Below are 18412 nucleotides of genomic sequence, written 5' to 3'. Positions count from 1 at the left end.
CTCAACGCTCATGGATGACGCCGATGCTTCGCCCACTGTTATCCGCCCTTTGCTTGCTGGCGCTTGCCAGCCAGGCCCAGGGCCAAACCACTGCCGCCACCTCTGATCAGCTGTTCAGCGATTTCTCCCGCTGTGACGCACGCTTTTTCGAAACCCTCAACACCGCTTCCCTGCCCGCCGGCACCCTGCGCGTGGCCAAACAGGGCAATGTCAGCGCTCCAGTGGTCATGAACCCACTGCAGGAAGGTGGTCGCTATCAGGCCTTTGAGCAACCGCTGGTGGTCAACGGCGTGCGCCTTGTGGGGTATCACAATGAAGCCATGTCGCTGCCCAATGTCGGCAATTTGCTGTTCTGGGGATTCGTCGCCGAAGGTTCGGTGAGCGATGTTGCCGAGCGCCTCAAGCCTTTGATCGCCGACCACGCACGCCTGGTAGCAGAACGAGGCAGTGTCAGCCGCGCCGATATTCGCCGGGTAGGCGACCCGATCGGCCAATGGCGCACCGAAGGTTTGGCGGGACCGGGCGTGGCCACGCCCTTTGGCTTTGTAGAGCGTACGCTGAGCCTGGAAAAAGGTCCGACCGAGGGGCGTACGAAGATCTTCTGCTCCTTGCAAGGCACCGTCACGCCTGCCCTGCTGCAAGTCTATCGCCCCGACCTCAACGCCAATCTGCTGGACTGACCAAGCATGCCTAACGCCTCTATTCGTGGTTTCGCCCTGCTGGCCATTGCCGCAGTTGTCACCGGTTGCGCGCACCAGCCAACCCCCGCCGAACTCAACCTGCAGCATTGCGTCAACACCAGCAAGGCCATGAGAGCCGAGCAAAATCAGCAGGTGATTCAAGAGTTAGAGCTGTGCCTGACGAAGAACACCCTGCCGCCCAAAATCAAGAGCACCGTGTACCTGTTGCAGTCAGTGGCCTACACAAACCTCAAGCAGTATCCGCAAGCCATCAGCGCACGCGAAAAATCCATCGCCACCAACCCGCACCCCGAACCGCGCGCGACCCTGGAACTGAGCTACCTGTACCGCCTCAATGGCAACCCGCAAAAAGCCCTCGAACTGGTGCAGTCCAATCTGGATGCCGGCCTGGGTGAGAATGGCAAAGGCGCCGGGTTCAACATGCCGACGTTCTATCATTTGGGCCTGGCGCTCTACGACCTCGGCCAGTACCGCGAAGCCGCCGAAGCCTACAGCGCCGGACTGATCAAACAGCCTGACTACGCGTGGGCCTACTACCAGCGAGCGCTGGCTTACGACCGACTGGGCGACAAGGAAAACGCTCGACGCGACTTGACCCAGTTCGCCAAACGCGTCGACCCAAGCTCGGTGGAGGCGCAACACAAGGCCCAGTTGGCGGCGTATCAGATCAAGCTGCCCTGAACGTCACCGTGAGGCGCCCCTTGGGTGCCTCACTCAACAGCCGGCCAACAGCGGTGATCAGCGACCGCCGCCCAGGTCCAGGAAGGTGCCGGTGGTGTACGAGGCCTTGTCCGACAGCAACCAGATAATCGCCTCGGCCACTTCGTCCGGGCGCCCGCCACGGGCCATCGGAATGCCGGATTCAAGTTTGCTGACCCGGTCCGGGTCGCCACTCAGGGCGTGGAAGTCGGTAAAGATATAGCCGGGCCGCACGGCGTTAACGCGGATCCCTTCACCGGCAACTTCTTTCGACAGCCCCAGTGTGAAGGTGTCCAGCGCTCCCTTGGAGGCGGCATAGTCGACGTATTCACCCGGCGAACCCAGGCGCGCCGCCACTGACGACACGTTGACGATACTGCCACCCTGCCCGCCATGCCTTGGCGACATGCGCAGCACCGCATGCTTGGCGCACAGGATCGGCCCGAGCACGTTGGTTTTCATGATCTTGAGGATGCGGAATTCGGATATCTCGTCGACCCGCGACTTATGCCCCACGGTGCCGGCGTTGTTCACCAGTGCGGTGACGCGGCCCAGCTCGGCATCCACGCGACCGAACAGCGCAACCACTTCATCTTCGATGCTGACGTCCGCACGCACTGCAATCGCCTGGGCGCCGAGGGCGCGAACCTGTTCGAGCACGCTATGGGCGGCGTTTTCGTCGGACTGATAGTTGATGCAGATGCGGTAACCCTCGCGAGCGGCCAGCAATGCCGTCTCGGCACCGATGCCGCGGCTGCCCCCAGTGATGATGACGACTTTGTCCATGCGTGCGGTCTCCTGACTCAACCTGATGTTTAGGGTTGGGGCCAAGAATACTCGTCACGCACGGCTTTTGTCAGGCGCTACCGCCTATTCGGCACGCTGGATATCGGCCATGAAACCGTCAGCCGGCAAGGGATGCCCCAGCAGATAGCCTTGCAGCGAGTTGCACCCCAGGCGGGTGAGGAAACTCTGCTGCACATCGGTCTCCACGCCCTCGGCGACAATCCGCAGCCCCAGGGCCTGACCGAGGGCGACGATGGCCGAAACGATGGCGGCATCGTCGCTGTCGTGTTCCAGGTCGCGGACAAACCCGCGATCGATCTTCAGCTCATTGGCGGGCAGACGCTTGAGGTACATCAGGCTCGAATAGCCGGTGCCGAAGTCATCGATGGACAGGTCAACGCCCATGTCCGACAACTGCTGCAACACCGTCATGCTCGCGTCGGCGTCACTCATGGCAGTGGTTTCGGTAATTTCCAGGGTCAGGCTATTGGCCGGCAACTGGTGACGGTCGAGGGCTGCGGCAACACTCTTGACCAGCCCGGCATGGCAAAACTGCAAGGCCGACAGGTTTACCGCAATGCGCCAGTCTTCATAGCCCTGCGCATACCACAGACGCATCTGACGACAGGCTTCGTTCAATACCCACTCGCCGATAGGAATAATCAAGCCGGTCTTTTCCGCCAGGTCGATAAACGTCGCAGGCAACAACAGCCCCTGCTGCGGATGCTCCCAGCGCAGCAAGGCTTCGGCGCCGACCGGGATGCCGCTCACCGCATCGAACTTGGGCTGGTAATACAGACAAAATTGCTCGTGCTCGAGGGCGTTGCGCAGGTCCTGCAATAACTGCAACTGCTTGCGCGCGTTGGTGTTCATCGACACATCGAAGAAACTGTAGCCGTTCTTGCCCATGCCCTTGGCGTGGTACATGGCGGCGTCGGCGTTCATCAACAACTCCTGCGGGTTACTGCCATTGCCCGGAAACAGCGCGATACCGATGCTGGCGGAGATTTGCAGTTCATGCTCGGCAACCTTGAAGGCACGGTTGATCAGCCCGACCTGACGTTCGGCGAGGCCGACGGCGTCGTCCGGCTGCGTCAATTGCACCAGCAACACAAACTCATCCCCGCCGATACGGGCCAACGTGTCATGGCCGCGCAGGTCTTCGCGCAAGCGCAGGCCCACCTCGCGCAACAACTGGTCACCCATGTGGTGACCAAACGCATCGTTGACCGGTTTGAACCCATCCAGGTCGATAAACATCAGGGCAAAGCAACCGCCCTGCTCCTTCACCGCCTGAATGGCTTGCTGAATACGGTCGGCGAGCAACGTGCGATTGGGCAGGCCGGTGAGCATGTCGTGCAGGGCAAGGTGCGTCAGTTCCTGGTTGGCCAGGGTGAGGGAGTCGGCAAGTACGGCGGTGCGCGCCTCCAGGCGAGCGTCAAGCAACGAAGTCAGCAACGCGATGATCAACACCGCCAGCGTGGTCACCAGCACCAGGTTGTCCAGGCCCGTGCCACTCAGGCCCGTCAGTGCGGCGCCGCAGAAGCTGTTGTCATCAAAGCGCGCGGCGGCCATGCCGGTGTAGTGCATGCCCACGATTGCAATGCCCATCACCACGGCTGCGCCACCGCGTGCCAGGCGTACGTAAGGCGTGCTGCGACGCAAGTTGAAGGCGATCCACAGCGCAGCGCCGGACGCGACGACCGCGATCAACAATGAGGCGCCGAACAGGGTTGGGTCGTAGTCGATGCCCGGCGTCATGCGCATCGCGGCCATGCCGGTGTAGTGCATGCTGCTGATGCCCGCGCCCATGATCAGCGCACCGAACGCCAGTTGCCACGCAGGCAGGCGTGGCTGGCTGACCAGCCATAAGGCAAAGCCGCTGGACAACACGGCGATCAGCAGGGACAGCGCGGTGATGCCCAGTTCAAACCCGAGGGCAAACGGAAGGCGCAAGGCCAACATGCCGATGAAGTGCATGGACCACACGCCTACGCCCATCGCCAATGCGCCGCCCGTCATCCACACATACACGGCGCGGCCCCGGGCGGTCGCAAGACGGCCGGCAAGGTCCAGCGCGGTGTAGGACGCCAGGATCGCGACGAACAGGGAAATCACGACCAGGGAGGGGGAATAGCTACCGATCAGCATGGAATTTCTCAGAACTGACGGGCCTGGAGCGCCCGTGCCAAGTGGCAAAGCGGGCGATTGTAGCGAGAATAATTAGGGGCGCGTTGATTAATTATCATGGGGCCACTAGTGGCGTTTTGACGTCAATCTACTGGCTTAACATTGCGGTGCTCGGGGGTTGAAGTTGCGTCTGTATCGACGTCTTCGGCTCCGGGAGGGGCTTGCCGCCTCCCACCTGCAGATGGCAGCAACGGACAGTTGCTCAATCACTCCTTGAACGCTACCTGCCCATCCCATCCACCGCCCAGCGCCGCAATCAACTGCACACTGGCCACCAACCGCGTCTGCAACAACGTCAGTACAGTCCGCTCATTGCTCAGGGCCGTAGCCTGCACCGTGACGACATCCAGATACGCAATCAACCCGGCCTTGTACTGATTCTGCGTCAACCGCAGCGATTCGCGCGCAGCTTCCAGCGCTTCATTGCTGACGACCGCCTCGTCCTCCAGCACCTTCAACTGCACCATGTAGTTTTCCACCTCGCGAAAACCATCCAGCACCGTCTGGCGATACTTGGCTACCGTCTCGTCATACGAGGCCACGCTGCGATCAACCTCCGCCGAACGCTGCCCACCGTCGAACAACGTCATCGCCAACTTCGGCCCCACCGACCAGAAGCGGTTCGGCAAGCTGATCCAGTCGGCGTAGGTGCTGCTGGAATAGCCGCCCGCCAGACTCAAGGTCAAATCCGGATAATAAGCCGCCTTGGCCACACCGATATTTGCGTTTGCAGCGATCACCGCGCGCTCAGCCGAGGCAATGTCCGGACGGCGCTCCAACAGTTGCGACGGCAGGCTCACGGGAATCTGCGGCAACGCTGGAATATCTTTGCTCACCGCCAGGTTGAAGTTGGCCGGTGCCTCGCCGATCAACACCGCGATGGCGTTTTCCAACTGGGCCCGCTGCCAGATCAAGTCGATCAGGCTGGCCTGGGTGGTCTTGAGCTGAGTTTGCGCCTGAGCGATCGCATCCTTGCCGGACACACCGGCGCGGTATTGGTTTTCGGTCATTTGCAGCGAACGCTGATACGTGTCCAGCGTGGCTTGCAACAACCGCGTCTGTTCATCCATGACACGCAGTTGCAAGTAGTCCTGCACCAGCTCCGATTGCTGGCTCAAGCGCATCGCCGCCAAATCCGCCGAGCTGGCCTCGGCCGTGGCTTCATTGGCTTCCAGACCGCGGCGCAATTTGCCCCACACATCCGCTTCCCAACTCACGCCCAGTTGCGCGTTGAGGGTGTCGCGGATACCGCTGCTGGAACTGCTCAGGCTGGCGTTACTGCTGCCGGTACCCTGGCTCGCGCGGGTTTTTCCGGCACTCAGGTCTACCGTTGGAAAGAACGCACCGCGCGCGCTGCGCACCTGGGCCTGGGCCTGACGGAAACGTGCTTCGGCCTGGGCCACGGTCTGGTTGGCGTTGTTCAGGCGCGTCACCAGGTCATTCAGTTGGGGGTCGCCGTACAGCTCCCACCAGGCGCCCCGCGCCAGCGAATCGCTGGGCGTGGCCTGGCTCCAGCCCTGGGCTTCTTTGAACTGCACCGGCTCGATGACATCCGGGCGTTTGTAGTCAGGCCCGATGGCGCAAGCGCTGAGCAATGCGCCGCACAGCAGGAGGCTGGCAACGCGCAAACCACGGGGCATGCTCATGGCCAATTGGGTCAAGGTTGAATCGCTCATAGCGCAGTGTCCAAGGCAGCATCGGTACGCACGCCGCGCCAGGCGTTGAAGCGATGGCGCGCGCGGTCAAGATAGAGGTAAACCACCGGGGTGGTGTAAAGGGTCAGGATCTGGCTGAACACCAGGCCGCCGATAATCGTCAGGCCCAGCGGCTGGCGCATTTCCGCGCCATCGCCGGAGCCGAGCAGCAATGGCAAGGCGCCGAGGATGGCGGCCAGCGTGGTCATCAGGATCGGGCGCAGGCGCAACAGGCAGGCACTGCGGATCGATTCCAACGGGCTCATGCCGTCATGGCGCTCCAACTGCAGGGCCAGGTCGATCATCAGGATCGCGTTCTTCTTCACCACCCCGATCAACAGGAACAACCCCAGCAATGAGATCAGGCTGAACTCGCCGCCCAGCAAGTAGATCGAGAGCAACGCGCCGACACCGGCCGACGGCAAGGTCGAGAGGATGGTGAGCGGGTGAATGTAGCTTTCATACAGAATGCCCAACACCAGATAAACCGCCACCAGCGCGCCGAGGATCATGAACGGCTGGCCCTTCTGGGTCGCCGCAAACGCGTCGGCGGTGCCGGCCATCTTGGCGATCACGTCTTCGGGCAAGCCGACCTTGGCAATCGCGCGCTCGATGGCAGCGGTGCCCTGCTCCACCGTTACCCCGGGCGACATATCAAACGCGATGTTTTCCGAGGCGAACTGGCCTTCGTGGCTGACCCGGTCGTCGGCCAGGCTGTTCTCGTAGTGGGCAATGGTCGATAACGGCACCCGCGCACCGGTGGAGGTGATCACCTGCATCTGGTTCAGGGTGATCGGGTCCTGGGCGTATTTCGGGTTGACCTCCATCACCACCTGGTACTGGTTGAGGCTGTCGTAGATGGTGGAAATCTGCCGTTGGCTGTAGGCATTGTTCAGCACCGCCGTGACCATGCTCATGTCGATGCCCAAGCGCTTGGCCTGGTCACGGTCGACCACCAGCGTTACCTGCGCTGCACCACGGCCTTCACGGGCGTCGATGGCGGTCAGCTCCGGCAGCTCGCGCAACGCGGCGACCACTTTCGGGTACCACAGGCGCAACGCGGCCAGGTCACCACTTTGCAGGATGTAGGAATACTGCGCGCTGGTCTGGTCGCGACTGCCGCCAAATTGCAGGTCCTGGTCGGCCATCAGGAACAAGCGCCCGCCCGGCACCAGCGGTACTTCCTTGCGAATACGCTCGATCACCGCCTGGGCCGAGATCTTGCGCTCGGCGATAGGCTTGAGGCGCACCAGCATCACCGCGTTGTTGGTGCCGTTGTTGCCGCCGATAAAGCCGGCCACGCTGAGCACTGCCGGGTCCTTGAGGACCGCCTTGCGAAAGGTCTCCATCTTCGGCTGCATCACGTTGAACGACAGCCCGTCGTCGCCGCGCACAAAGCCGATCAACTGACCGGTGTCCTGCTGCGGCATAAAGGTTTTCGGCACCACCACGTACAGCGCGATGTTCACGCCCACGGTGAGCAACAGGCTCAGCAGGGTCAGGCGTCGGTGACGCAGTACCCAGTCCAGGCTGGTGGCATACACCGCCACCATGCGCTCGTTGATCCTGTGGCTCCAGCGCTGCAAACCGCTCATATGCCCTTTGATGTGCGGTTTGAGCCAACGCGCGCAGAGCATCGGGGTCAAGGTCAGCGAGACGATCAGCGAGACGATGATCGCCGCCGACAAGGTGATGGAAAACTCTCGGAACAGGTTGGTGACGATACCGCCCATAAACAGGATGGACAGGAACACGGCCACCAGCGACACGTTCATCGACAACAAGGTAAAGCCGACTTCCTGCGCGCCCAGATACGCCGCCTTCATCGGCGGCACGCCGTCGTCGATGTGCCGGGAAATGTTCTCCAGCACCACGATGGCATCGTCCACCACCAGGCCCGTGGCCAGAATCAGCGCCATCAGCGAGAAGTTGTTCAGCGAGAAGCCGAACAGGTACATCACCGCAAAGGTGCCCACCAACGACACCGGCACCGCCAGGGTCGGGATCAACGAAGCACGGAAATTGCCCAGGAACAGGTACACCACCAGCACCACCAGGGCCACGGCAATCAGCAAGGTCATCTCGGCTTCATGCAGGGTCGCGGTGATCACCGGGGAACGGTCCATGGCCAGGTTGAGCTTGACGCTGGACGGCAACACCGCCTGCAACGCCGGCAGCTGGGCCTTGATCTGCCGAACCGTCTCGATGATGTTGGCGCCGGACTGGCGGTTGATCACCAGCAGCACCGCCGAATCATTGTTGAAGAAGCCGCTGTTGTAGCGGTCTTCCACACCGTCGCTGATTTTTGCCACGTCGCCCAGGCGCAAGGCCGCGCCGTTCTGGTAGCGAATCAGCAGCGGCTCGTAATCCTTGGCCTTTTCCAGTTGGTCGTTGGCCTGGATCTGCCAGTTGCGCTCGCTGTCTTCCAGCGAGCCCTTGGGCCGGCGCTGGTTGGCATTGGCGATGGTGTTGCGCACGTCGTCCAGGGCCACGCCGTACTGGTCGAGGGCCTTGGGTTCCAGCTCGATGCGCACCGCCGGCAGGGAGCTGCCGCCGATCTGCACTTCACCCACACCCGGCACCTGCGACAGGCTTTGCGAAAGAATGGTCGAGGCCAGGTCGTACAACTCGCCCTTTTGCAGCACGTCGGAGGTCAGCGACAGCACCATGATCGGCGCCTGGGAGGGGTTGATCTTCTTGTAGGTCGGCATGCTGCGCATACCGCTGGGCAGCAGGTTGCGCGAGGCGTTGATGGCCGCCTGCACTTCGCGCGCCGCGCCGTTGATATCCCGGTCGGAGTCAAAGGCGAGGATCACCCGCGTCGAGCCCTGGCTCGACGAACTGCTCATGGTGGTGATGCCGGCAATCGCGCCGAACGAGCGCTCCAGCGGCGTGGCCACGGTGGACGCCATCACCTCGGGGCTGGCCCCGGGCAAACTGGCCGAGACCACGATCACCGGGAAGTCGATCTGCGGCAACGGCGACACCGGCAGCAAGTTGAAGCTGACGCCGCCGAGCAACATGATCGCCAGGCTCAGCAGCATGGTCGCTACCGGCCGGCGAATGAACGGTCCGGACAGGTTCATGACTCAACCGGCTCCAGGCTTTGCGGCTCTTTGCGCCAGCGGCGGCCAAGGCGGTCGAAGTACAGGTAGATCACCGGCGTGGTGAACAGGGTCAATACCTGGCTCACCAGCAAGCCGCCGACCATCACCAGGCCCAGGGGCTGGCGCAGCTCGGCGCCGGAGCCGGTGGCGAGCATCAACGGCACCGCACCGAACAGGGCGGCCAGGGTGGTCATCAGGATCGGCCGGAAACGCAGCAGCGCCGCCTGGTAGATCGCGGTCTGCGGGTCCAGGCCCTGGTTACGCTCGGCGTCGAGGGCGAAGTCGATCATCATGATCGCGTTCTTTTTCACGATACCGATCAGCAGGATGATGCCGATGATCGCGATCATGCCCAGGTCATTGCCGCTGAGCAGCAATGCCAGCAAGGCCCCCACCGCTGCCGACGGCAAGGTCGAGAGGATAGTGATCGGGTGGATGTAGCTCTCGTAGAGCACGCCCAGCACGATGTACATGGTGACCACCGCCGCCAGGATCAGCAGCAAGGTGCTCGACAGCGACGCTTCGAAGGCCTGGGCCGCGCCCTGGAACTGGGTCTGCACCCCCACTGGCATGCCAATGTCTTTCTGGGTCTGGTTGATCAGCTCCACACCTTTGCCCAGCGCGACGCCGGGGGCCAGGTTGAACGACATCATCACCGCCGGGAACTGGCCGATGTGCGCGATCGCCAACTGCGCCTGGCGCTGCTCCACGTGGGCCAGGCTCGACAGGCGCACCTGGCCGCCGTCGGCGGTCTTCACGTGGATCTGGTTCAGCGCCGCCGGGCCGAGGGTTTCACCGGATTGGGCCTGCAAGACCACGCGGTACTGGCTGGCCTGCGTATAAATGGTGGAAATCTGCCGCTGGCCGAAGGCGTCGTACAGTGCGTCGGTGATGGTCGATACGCTGACGCCCAGGCGCGAAGCGGCGTCGCGGTCGATCACCAGGAACACCTGCAGGCCTTTGTCCTGCAGGTCGCTGGCGACGTCGGTAAGCTCCGGCAACTGGCTGAGGGCGTGTACCAGCTTGTCGCTCCACAGCGCCAGCAGGTCGGCGTCGGGCGACGACATGCTGAATTGGTACTGGGTGCGGCTGACGCGGTCTTCGATCGTCAGGTCCTGCACCGGCTGCATGAACAGGCGAATGCCCACCAGTTTGTCGATTTCCGGCTGCAGCCGTGTGATCACCTGGGCCGCACTCAAGTCGCGCTGGCCGTGCGCCTTGAGGTTGATCAACAGGCGCCCGCTGTTGAGGGTGGCGTTATCGCCATCCACACCAATATAGGACGACAGGCTTTCCACCGCTGGATCAGCCAGGATCACCTTGGCCAGCTCTTGCTGGCGCTGGCTCATCGCGGCAAACGAAATCGACTGTGGTGCTTCGGAAATACCCTGGATGACCCCGGTGTCCTGCACCGGGAAGAAGCCCTTGGGCACCACCAGGTACAGCACCACCGTCAGGCCCAGGGTGGCGATGGCCACCAGCAAGGTCAGCGGCTGGTGCCTGAGCACCCACTGCAACTTGCGCCCGTAGGCTTCGATCAGCCAGTCGATCCAGGCGCCGCTGGCCTTGTAGAAACGGCCCTGTTCTTCTTCCTTGGGTTCGCGCTTGAGCAGCCGCGCGCACATCATCGGCGTCAGCGTCAGCGAGACCACCAGGGAAATCAGGATCGCCACCGCCAGGGTGATCGCGAACTCGCGGAACAGCCGCCCCACCACGTCAGCCATGAACAACAGCGGGATCAACACCGCGATCAGCGACAGGGTCAGGGAAATCAGGGTGAAGCCGATCTGCTTGGCGCCCTTGAGCGCAGCATTGAGCGGCGTCTCGCCCTCCTCGATATAGCGCGAGATGTTCTCCAGCATCACGATGGCATCGTCCACCACAAAACCGGTGGCGATGGTCAGGGCCATCAGCGTGAGGTTGTTGACGGAGAAGCCCGCCAGGTACATCACGCCAAAGGTGCCGATCAGCGACAGCGGCACGGCGATGGACGGAATGATCGTGGCGCTGACACGGCGTAAAAACAGAAACGTCACCATCACCACCAAGGCAATGGCGATCAGCAATTCATGTTGCACATCGGTGACCGAGGCGCGGATGGTCTGGGTACGGTCGGTGAGCACCGTCACGTCCAGGCCGGCCGGCAGGTTGTCGGTGATGCTCGGCAGCAACGCCTTGATACGGTCGACGACCTCAATCACGTTGGCGCCCGGCTGGCGCTGGATATTCAGCAGCACGGCCTGGTTTTCGTTGGCCCAGGCGGCAAGGCGCTCGTTTTCGGCGCCGTCGACGATCTGTGCCACATCCTTGAGGCGCAGGGGTGCGCCATTGTTGTAGGCCAGGATCAATTCGGCGTATTGCTGGGGCGAGACCAACTGGTCGTTGGCGTCCAGCATCGACACCCGCGTCGGGCCGTCGAAGTTGCCTTTAGGCTGGTTGACGTTGGACGCGGCGATCAGCGTGCGCACGTCCGACAGGTTCAAGCCATTGGCGGCCAGGGCCTCGGGGTTGACCTTGATGCGCACGGCCTGGCGTTGGCCGCCGGCGATGCTGACCATGCCGACGCCACTGATCTGGGCAATCTTTTGCGCCATGCGCGTATCCACCAAGTCGTTGAGCTTGGGCAGCAGCATGGTCTTGGAGGTAATCGCCAGGGTCAGCACCGGGGTGTCCGCGGGGTTGACCTTGTTGTACACCGGCGGTGCCGGCAAATCCTTGGGCAGCAGGTTGGTCGCGGCGTTGATCGCGGCCTGCACCTGTTGCTCGGCGACGTCCATATTGATGTCGAGGTTGAAACGCAAGGTCAGCACCGACGCACCGCCCGAGCTGGTGGACGCCATTTGGGTCAGGCCGGGCATTTGCCCGAACTGGCGCTCAAGCGGCGCGGTGACCGCGCTGGTCATCACATCGGGGCTGGCGCCGGGGTACAGGGTCATCACCCGGATGGTCGGGTAATCCACCTGGGGCAAGGCCGACACCGGCAGCAAGCGATAGGAAATGATGCCGGCCAGGACAATGGCCAGCATGCTCAGCGTGGTGGCAACCGGGCGAAGGATAAACAGCCGCGACAGGTTCATGAACCGACCTTTTGCGCCTTGCCGGCGTTAGCGCCGGTCTCCCCTTTTGCCGCAGGCTTGCCTTGCAGGTGCTCGGTCGGGGTGGTCGGCACATCGCTGCTGTCGTTGACCACTTCGATTTCGCTGCCATCCTTCAAGCGGTCGGTGCCTTCCATCACCACACGGTCGCCGGCCGCCAGGCCTTCCTTGATCACGGTGTTGTCGCCATCGGTATCGCCGACCACCAGTGGCTGGACCTTGACCTTCTTGTCGCCGTCGAGCTTGTAGACGAAGGTGCCGTTGTTGCCAAACTGAATCGCGGCAGACGGCGCCAGCACCACGTTGTGCAGGGTGTCGGCGAGCAGGTGCACGTTGACGAACTGGTTGGGGAACAGCGCCTGGTCCTTGTTATCGAAACGGCCCTTGAATTTCAGGGTACCGGTGGTCACGTCGATCTGGTTGTCCAGGCTTTGCAGCACACCCACGGCCTGTTTTTTGGCGTCGCCACGGTCCCAGGCCTCCACCGGCAGCTTGTTGCCGGCGTGGTAACGGGCAAGGACGGTGTCCAGGGTGTTTTCCGGCAGGGTGAAGACCACACTGATCGGCTGCGTCTGGGTGATCACCGCCAGGAAGGTCGTGTCGTTGGCCGCCACCAGGTTGCCCACGTCGACCTGGCGCAAGCCCACACGGCCACCGATAGGCGCGCGGATCTTGGTGAATTCGAGGTTGAGCTTGGCGTCGTCCACTGCGCCCTGATTGGTCTTGACCGTGCCCTGATATTGCAGGACCAGCGCTTCGGCGGTGTCCAGGGTCTGCTTGGCGATACTGTCCTGGGCATACAGGTCGCGGTAACGCTGGACATCAACCTGGGCGTTTTTCAACTGCGCCTGGTTCTGCAACAGCGTGCCCTGGGCCTGCAGCAAGGCATTCTGGTAGCTGCGCGGGTCGATTTCCGCCAGCAGGTCGCCAGCCTTGACCATCTGCCCTTCTTCAAAGGCAATCTTCACCAGCTCACCGCCCACCCGGCTGCGTACGTTAATGGTATTGAGCGCGGTGACCGTGCCCAATGCCTTGTAGTACACCGGGAACTCACCCAGCACCGCCGGCGCCACGCGCACGGGAATCGGGCCGGTGGAACCCCCGAAGCCCGGGCGCATCATCCCCGACTTGCCGGCATGCCCGGCCGGTTTTTTCTCGCCGGCATCCTTGTGGCTGCCGGGCCAGAACTTCCAGCACAGGACGGCGATAACCAGCAGCACGGGCAGGCCGAACAGCCAGCGGCGGGAGTTGCGGGGGGAGGATTGCATGGAGTGATCAACCATTGGGCGCGAGAGCTTCTACTTTGGGAGGCTGAAAGATAAGCACTGAGGCGCATTAAGAAAAGCGCCTTTACCGGCTATTTACCTTGGATTACAACTTTTAACTTCTGGCCTTAGTTTATGGGCTATTTAGCTAAGCCGCTGACTCTAAATGAAAACGGCCTGGACTAGGCCAGGCCGCAATCATCTATCAAGCGTGTTACTGCGAAAAGACAGTAATGCGCTGAAACAGTTACTTCAAAACAGCCAGGGCGGCTTCGTAGTTCGGCTCTTGGCCGATTTCGCTGACCAACTCGCTGTGCAGCACGTTGTTGTTTTCGTCCAGTACCACAACGGCACGGGCGGTCAGGCCGCGCAGCGCGCCTTCGACAATCGACACACCGTAGTCAACGGCGAAGCCCGGGTCGCGGAAATCCGACAGGTTCTTCACGTTTTCCAGGCCTTCAGTGCCGCAGAAACGGGCCTGGGCAAACGGCAGATCGCTGGAAATGCACAGCACCACGGCATTGTTCAGGTCGTTGGCCTGAGCGTTGAACTTGCGTACCGAAGTGGCGCAGGTTGGGGTGTCAACACTTGGGAAGATGTTGAGTACTTTGCGCTTGCCGGCGAATGTGGCCAGGGATGCGTCCGACAGGTCGCCGGCAGTCAGGATGAAATCGGGGGCCTGGGTACCGGTTTGCGGCAGCTCGCCTTCAACCTTGATTGGGTTACCACGATGGGTGACTTGAGCCATGAAGAGAATCCTTATGCTGGGTTTATTGAAACGAATTCGAGACGCAGAAGTTAACCACAAACGGGCGAAGCTACCTATGGCCGGGCGTAAATTGTCATGCGGGCGCCCGCTTAACAACGGCTATGGTTTAATTGCGCGCTTTTCGCCCGCCCTTCAAGGAATCCGTTGTTGATGAATCAGCCCGCCACCAAAGTCCTGGTCATTGGTTATGTCTGGCCGGAACCACGCTCCTCGGCCGCCGGCGGGCACATGATGCAGATATTGCAGAGCTTCCTGGACCAGGGCTGGGACATCACGTTCAGCAGCCCGGCAACCGTGGGCGAGCACAAGGCCGACTTGCCGGCGCTGGGCATCACCGAATGCGCCATCGAACTCAATAACAGCAGTTTCGATGATTTTATTCGCGAGCTGGCCCCGGATATCGTGGTATTCGACCGTTTCATGATGGAAGAGCAATTCGGCTGGCGCGTGGAGAAATGCTGCCCCAACGCCCTGCGCGTGCTGGAAACGTCCGATTTGCAAAGCCTGCGTGACGCTCGCCACCAGCGTTTCAAGGACCACCTCAAGGCCCACCCCGAGAGCGATGACTTCAGTGCGCTGTTCAATCCAGCGTTAAAGGAAGAATTCCGGCGGATGGCCGACACCGACCTGGCCAAGCGCGAAATCGCGGCGATTTACCGCTGTGATATCAGCCTGGTGATCTCCGACGTGGAAATCCGCCTGCTCACCGAACAGTTCAAAGTGCCCGCCGCCCTGCTCCACGGGTGCCCGTTGATGCTGGAACCGCCGACCGAACCCTTCGCACCGTTCGAGGACCGCGCGCACTTCCTGAGCATTGGCAATTTCCGCCATGCGCCCAACTGGGATGCGGTGTTATGGATGAAGAGCAGCCTGTGGCCGCTGATCCGTCAGCAATTACCAGGCGCGCAGTTACATATCTACGGTTCCTACACCCCGCCCAAGGCCACGGCATTGCACAACCCGGCGCAGGGGTTTCATGTGATGAACTGGGCCGAAGACGCCCTGCAAGTCATGAGCGCCGCGCGTATCTGCCTGGCACCGCTGCGCTTCGGCGCCGGGATCAAGGGCAAGCTGATGGACGCAATGCTCTGCGGCACGCCGAATGTCACCACGCCCATCGGTGCCGAGGGCATGGGTGATGAGCAACCGTGGCCGGGTGCGATCGAACACAGCGCGCCGGCACTGGCTGCCGCCGCCGTGGCGCTGTACCAGGACCGCGAACGGTGGACCCAGGCCCAGGAGGATGGCCGCCGCCTGCTTGCCCGCCGCTACGACCAGGCCCTGCACGGCCCGGCGCTGGTGCAATGCCTGGAGCAGTGCCGCCTCCGGCTCGCGGCCCATCGCCGGGACAACTTCACCGGCAGCATGCTGCGCCACCATGCGCATAAAAGTACGCAGTACATGTCCCAGTGGATCGAGGCCAAAAACCGCAGCGTCTAACCATCGAGGCTGGCGAGGTCGCGCGCAAGGGGGCATTATCCCTGGCAGCAACCACAATAAAGCGACGGCAGCATGACCCGAGCAACGCGAATCACCGACCCTTCCTACGAGCTGATGGACGATCACAACGGTCTGTCCATCATCTATCGCCAGCACGGCTTCCCGTGCCCGCTGGTGCGCTGGCATTTCCACAAGGAATACGAGCTGCACTTGATTGTCGCCAGCTCCGGCAAGGTGTTTATCGGCGATTACATCGGCAATTTTTATCCGGAAAGCCTGTTCCTCACCGGCCCCAACCTGCCCCACAACTGGATCAGCCAGGTGGAGGAAGACGAGGTCGTGCCCAAGCGCGACATGCTGGTCAACTTTACCGATGAGCTGTTCGAGGGCGGCAGTCAGATCTTTACCGAGCTCAAGAGCCTCGCGCCGTTGCTTGAGCGCGCGCAATACGGCATCGAGTTCCGCTGCAAAAAAACCATCGCCCAGGCCATGACGTTGATGCAGCGCATCGAAGACGCCCAGGGCATGGCGCGCCTGGGGCACTTTTTTATCTTGCTGGAAGTGCTGAGTGCGTGTGAGCACTACCAATTATTGTCTGGCGTGACCACGCCGCAACTGGCGGATGAGCACAGCATCGACCGCACCAACCGCGCGGTGGACTACATTTTCGCCCACTACGCCCGCGAGTTATCGCTGGAGGAAGTCGCGGAATACCTGGGGATGAAGCCGACGTATTTTTCCCGCGTATTCAAACAGGCCACGGGGCGCACGTTTATCGAGTTCGTAAACCGGTTGCGCATCAGCAAGTCCTGCGAATTGCTGGCAGACGGCGATAAAGCCGTGACCGACGTGTGCTTCGAGTCGGGTTTCAACAACATCTCCAACTTCAATCGGCGCTTTCAGCAGCTCAAGGGCATGACGCCCTCCCACTACCGGCGCCTGGCGGTGCAGCGGCTGACGGAACAAAACCTGGCTTAACTGTTTCAGCAACCTGGCTGATGAGTGCAAAAAAGTATCAGTCCAAGTGCGCCCAAGGATTTGTCATAACCCCATTTGAAGGCTGTAATCAACGCACACTCTTCCTGACTGTTCGTAGGAAGACACAACAACAATAACTGTCCTTCTGTAGCCCCTGGGCGCAGAAATGGAGTGCGCGATGAAGTTCACAGCAAAAACGCTGCTTGCCTGTTCTTGCATGACTGTATGCATGACCCTCAGCGCCGTCAGTTTTGGCGCGCAAACCCTGACCATTGCCACCGTCAACAACAGCGACATGATCCGCATGCAAAAACTCTCGAAGACCTTCGAGACCGAGCATCCGGACATCAAGTTGAACTGGGTGGTGCTCGAAGAAAACGTGCTGCGCCAACGCCTGACCACCGACATCGCCACCCAGGGCGGACAGTTCGACGTGTTGACCATTGGCATGTACGAAGCCGCACTCTGGGGCGCCAAGGGCTGGCTGGAGCCGATGAAAGATCTGCCGGCATCCTACGACCTCGACGATGTTTTCCCTTCAGTGCGTGACGGTTTGTCCGTCAAGGGCTCGCTGTACGCCCTGCCGTTCTACGCCGAAAGCTCAATCACCTACTACCGCACCGACCTGTTCAAGGACGCCGGGCTGACCATGCCCGAGCACCCGACCTGGACCCAGATCGGCGAATTCGCGGCCAAACTCACCGACAAGACCAAAGAGCAGTACGGCCTGTGCCTGCGCGGCAAAGCCGGTTGGGGTGAGAACATGGCGCTGATCACGACCCTGGCCAACGGCTACGGCGCGCGCTGGTTCGATGAGAAGTGGCAACCCGAATTCAACGGTCCCGAGTGGAAGGACGCGCTGAACTTCTACGTCGACAACATGAAGAAATCCGGCCCGCCGGGTGCATCCAGCAACGGTTTCAACGAAAACCTGGCGCTGTTCAACAGCGGCAAGTGCGCGATTTGGGTCGATGCCAGCGTGGCCGGCTCGTTTGTCACCGACAAGACTCAGAGCAAGGTCTCCGATCACGTGGGCTTCACCTTTGCCCCGCACGAGACGACCGACAAGGGCACGTCGTGGCTGTACTCCTGGAGCCTGGCGATTCCCACCAGCTCCAAAGCCAAGGACGCGGCCAAGGTCTTCACCAGTTGGGCAACGTCCAAGGAATACAGCCAGCTCGTGGCCAAGACCGACGGCATTGCCAACGTACCGCCAGGCACGCGCAAGTCGACCTACAGCGACGAATACATGAAGGCCGCGCCGTTTGCCAAGGTAACGCTGGAATCGCTGAAAGTCGCCGACCCGACCAAACCGACCCTCAAGCCGGTGCCGTATATCGGCATCCAGTTGGTGACCATTCCTGAATTCCAGGCCATTGGTACCCAGGTCGGCAAGTTCTTCTCGGGCGCGCTGACCGGTCAGCAAACGGTGGATCAAGCCTTGACCGCCGCGCAGACCACCACCGAGCGTGAAATGAAGCGGGCGGGCTATCCCAAATAAGCCGGGTTCATCCCTGTCAATGTGGGAACGGCTTTATGTAGGCGCTGCTTTCATGTGGGAGCTGGCTTGCCTGCGATACAGACACCTCGGTCTTTGTGTTTAAACCGAGTTGATGCCATCGCAGGCAAGCCAGCTCCCACACAAGCCAGCGCCCACATTGACCGCGCTTCGACTCTAGTTTTGCATG

The 18412-nt window shown here is 61.5% G+C and carries 12 protein-coding genes; 5 read left to right on the top strand and 7 right to left on the bottom strand.

The annotated features are described in order from the left end of the window. Nucleotides 1-23: 23 nt before the first annotated feature. Together AACW30_RS09400 and AACW30_RS09395 are read left to right on the top strand one after the other, a co-directional pair. Nucleotides 24-680, top strand: a complete 657-nt coding sequence (locus AACW30_RS09400) for a hypothetical protein (protein WP_234452661.1) — start codon at nt 24-26, stop codon at nt 678-680. Between the two features lie 6 nt (nt 681-686). Then, a complete protein-coding gene (locus AACW30_RS09395) occupies nt 687-1382 on the top strand; it encodes a tetratricopeptide repeat protein (RefSeq protein WP_200624840.1) in 696 nt (231 codons plus the stop codon). A gap of 57 nt (nt 1383-1439) precedes the next feature. Here the strand turns inward: AACW30_RS09395 and AACW30_RS09390 are convergent, their stop codons facing one another. The 7 genes from AACW30_RS09390 to tpx form a co-directional block, all read right to left on the bottom strand. Beyond that, on the bottom strand, nt 1440-2186 hold the full coding sequence (locus tag AACW30_RS09390; RefSeq protein ID WP_200624839.1) for an SDR family oxidoreductase: 747 nt from the start codon (nt 2184-2186) through the stop codon (nt 1440-1442). A gap of 84 nt (nt 2187-2270) precedes the next feature. Beyond that, entirely contained in the window at nt 2271-4337 is a 2067-nt protein-coding gene (locus tag AACW30_RS09385; RefSeq protein ID WP_200624838.1) for a putative bifunctional diguanylate cyclase/phosphodiesterase, read from the bottom strand. A gap of 245 nt (nt 4338-4582) precedes the next feature. Beyond that, complete coding sequence (locus tag AACW30_RS09380; protein WP_200624837.1) at nt 4583-6052, bottom strand: efflux transporter outer membrane subunit; 1470 nt, start codon at nt 6050-6052, stop codon at nt 4583-4585. Further along, nucleotides 6049-9156: an efflux RND transporter permease subunit gene (locus AACW30_RS09375; protein WP_119741899.1), complete on the bottom strand. Its 3108-nt coding sequence runs from the start codon at nt 9154-9156 to the stop codon at nt 6049-6051. Before AACW30_RS09375 ends, AACW30_RS09380 begins: the two co-directional genes overlap by 4 nt. Next, nucleotides 9153-12254 carry an MdtB/MuxB family multidrug efflux RND transporter permease subunit gene (locus tag AACW30_RS09370; RefSeq protein ID WP_106577887.1) on the bottom strand — a complete coding sequence of 1034 codons (3102 nt, stop codon included), beginning with the start codon at nt 12252-12254 and terminating at the stop codon, nt 9153-9155. Before AACW30_RS09370 ends, AACW30_RS09375 begins: the two co-directional genes overlap by 4 nt. Then, a complete protein-coding gene (locus AACW30_RS09365) occupies nt 12251-13555 on the bottom strand; it encodes an MdtA/MuxA family multidrug efflux RND transporter periplasmic adaptor subunit (protein WP_200624836.1) in 1305 nt (434 codons plus the stop codon). The genes AACW30_RS09370 and AACW30_RS09365 overlap by 4 nt, the downstream gene beginning before the upstream one ends. Nucleotides 13556-13784: 229 nt before the next feature. Then, nucleotides 13785-14285, bottom strand: coding sequence for a thiol peroxidase (tpx, locus tag AACW30_RS09360; RefSeq protein ID WP_200624835.1), 501 nt, complete (start codon nt 14283-14285; stop codon nt 13785-13787). 171 nt (nt 14286-14456) lie between these two features. On the opposite strand from tpx, the gene AACW30_RS09355 reads away from it, so the two are divergent. From AACW30_RS09355 to AACW30_RS09345, 3 genes are all read left to right on the top strand, one after another. Continuing rightward, the gene (locus tag AACW30_RS09355; RefSeq protein ID WP_200624834.1) at nt 14457-15746 is read left to right on the top strand and encodes a glycosyltransferase; all 1290 of its coding nucleotides are present in this window, start codon (nt 14457-14459) and stop codon (nt 15744-15746) included. A gap of 72 nt (nt 15747-15818) precedes the next feature. Continuing rightward, nucleotides 15819-16724 (top strand): AraC family transcriptional regulator, encoded by a 906-nt coding sequence (locus AACW30_RS09350; protein ID WP_106577883.1) that lies wholly within the window; start codon nt 15819-15821, stop codon nt 16722-16724. A 217-nt stretch (nt 16725-16941) separates the two neighbouring features. After that, nucleotides 16942-18225: an ABC transporter substrate-binding protein gene (locus AACW30_RS09345; protein WP_371924143.1), complete on the top strand. Its 1284-nt coding sequence runs from the start codon at nt 16942-16944 to the stop codon at nt 18223-18225. Nucleotides 18226-18412 lie beyond the last annotated feature (187 nt).

Source organism: Pseudomonas sp. MF6747 (assembly GCF_963890955.1).
Classification (GTDB): domain Bacteria; phylum Pseudomonadota; class Gammaproteobacteria; order Pseudomonadales; family Pseudomonadaceae; genus Aquipseudomonas.
This window is presented reverse-complemented; position numbering and strand designations above follow the sequence as displayed.

Excerpts from the sequence above, each read along its gene's own strand:
- AACW30_RS09400 (WP_234452661.1), top strand. The coding sequence starts at position 24 with ATGCTTCGCCCACTGTTATCCGCCCTTTGCTTGCTGGCGCTTGCCAGC.
- AACW30_RS09395 (WP_200624840.1), top strand. The coding sequence starts at position 687 with ATGCCTAACGCCTCTATTCGTGGTTTCGCCCTGCTGGCCATTGCCGCA.
- AACW30_RS09390 (WP_200624839.1), bottom strand. The coding sequence starts at position 2,186 with ATGGACAAAGTCGTCATCATCACTGGGGGCAGCCGCGGCATCGGTGCC.
- AACW30_RS09385 (WP_200624838.1), bottom strand. The coding sequence starts at position 4,337 with ATGCTGATCGGTAGCTATTCCCCCTCCCTGGTCGTGATTTCCCTGTTC.
- AACW30_RS09380 (WP_200624837.1), bottom strand. The coding sequence starts at position 6,052 with ATGAGCGATTCAACCTTGACCCAATTGGCCATGAGCATGCCCCGTGGT.
- AACW30_RS09375 (WP_119741899.1), bottom strand. The coding sequence starts at position 9,156 with ATGAACCTGTCCGGACCGTTCATTCGCCGGCCGGTAGCGACCATGCTG.
- AACW30_RS09370 (WP_106577887.1), bottom strand. The coding sequence starts at position 12,254 with ATGAACCTGTCGCGGCTGTTTATCCTTCGCCCGGTTGCCACCACGCTG.
- AACW30_RS09365 (WP_200624836.1), bottom strand. The coding sequence starts at position 13,555 with ATGGTTGATCACTCCATGCAATCCTCCCCCCGCAACTCCCGCCGCTGG.
- tpx (WP_200624835.1), bottom strand. The coding sequence starts at position 14,285 with ATGGCTCAAGTCACCCATCGTGGTAACCCAATCAAGGTTGAAGGCGAG.
- AACW30_RS09355 (WP_200624834.1), top strand. The coding sequence starts at position 14,457 with ATGAATCAGCCCGCCACCAAAGTCCTGGTCATTGGTTATGTCTGGCCG.
- AACW30_RS09350 (WP_106577883.1), top strand. The coding sequence starts at position 15,819 with ATGACCCGAGCAACGCGAATCACCGACCCTTCCTACGAGCTGATGGAC.
- AACW30_RS09345 (WP_371924143.1), top strand. The coding sequence starts at position 16,942 with ATGACTGTATGCATGACCCTCAGCGCCGTCAGTTTTGGCGCGCAAACC.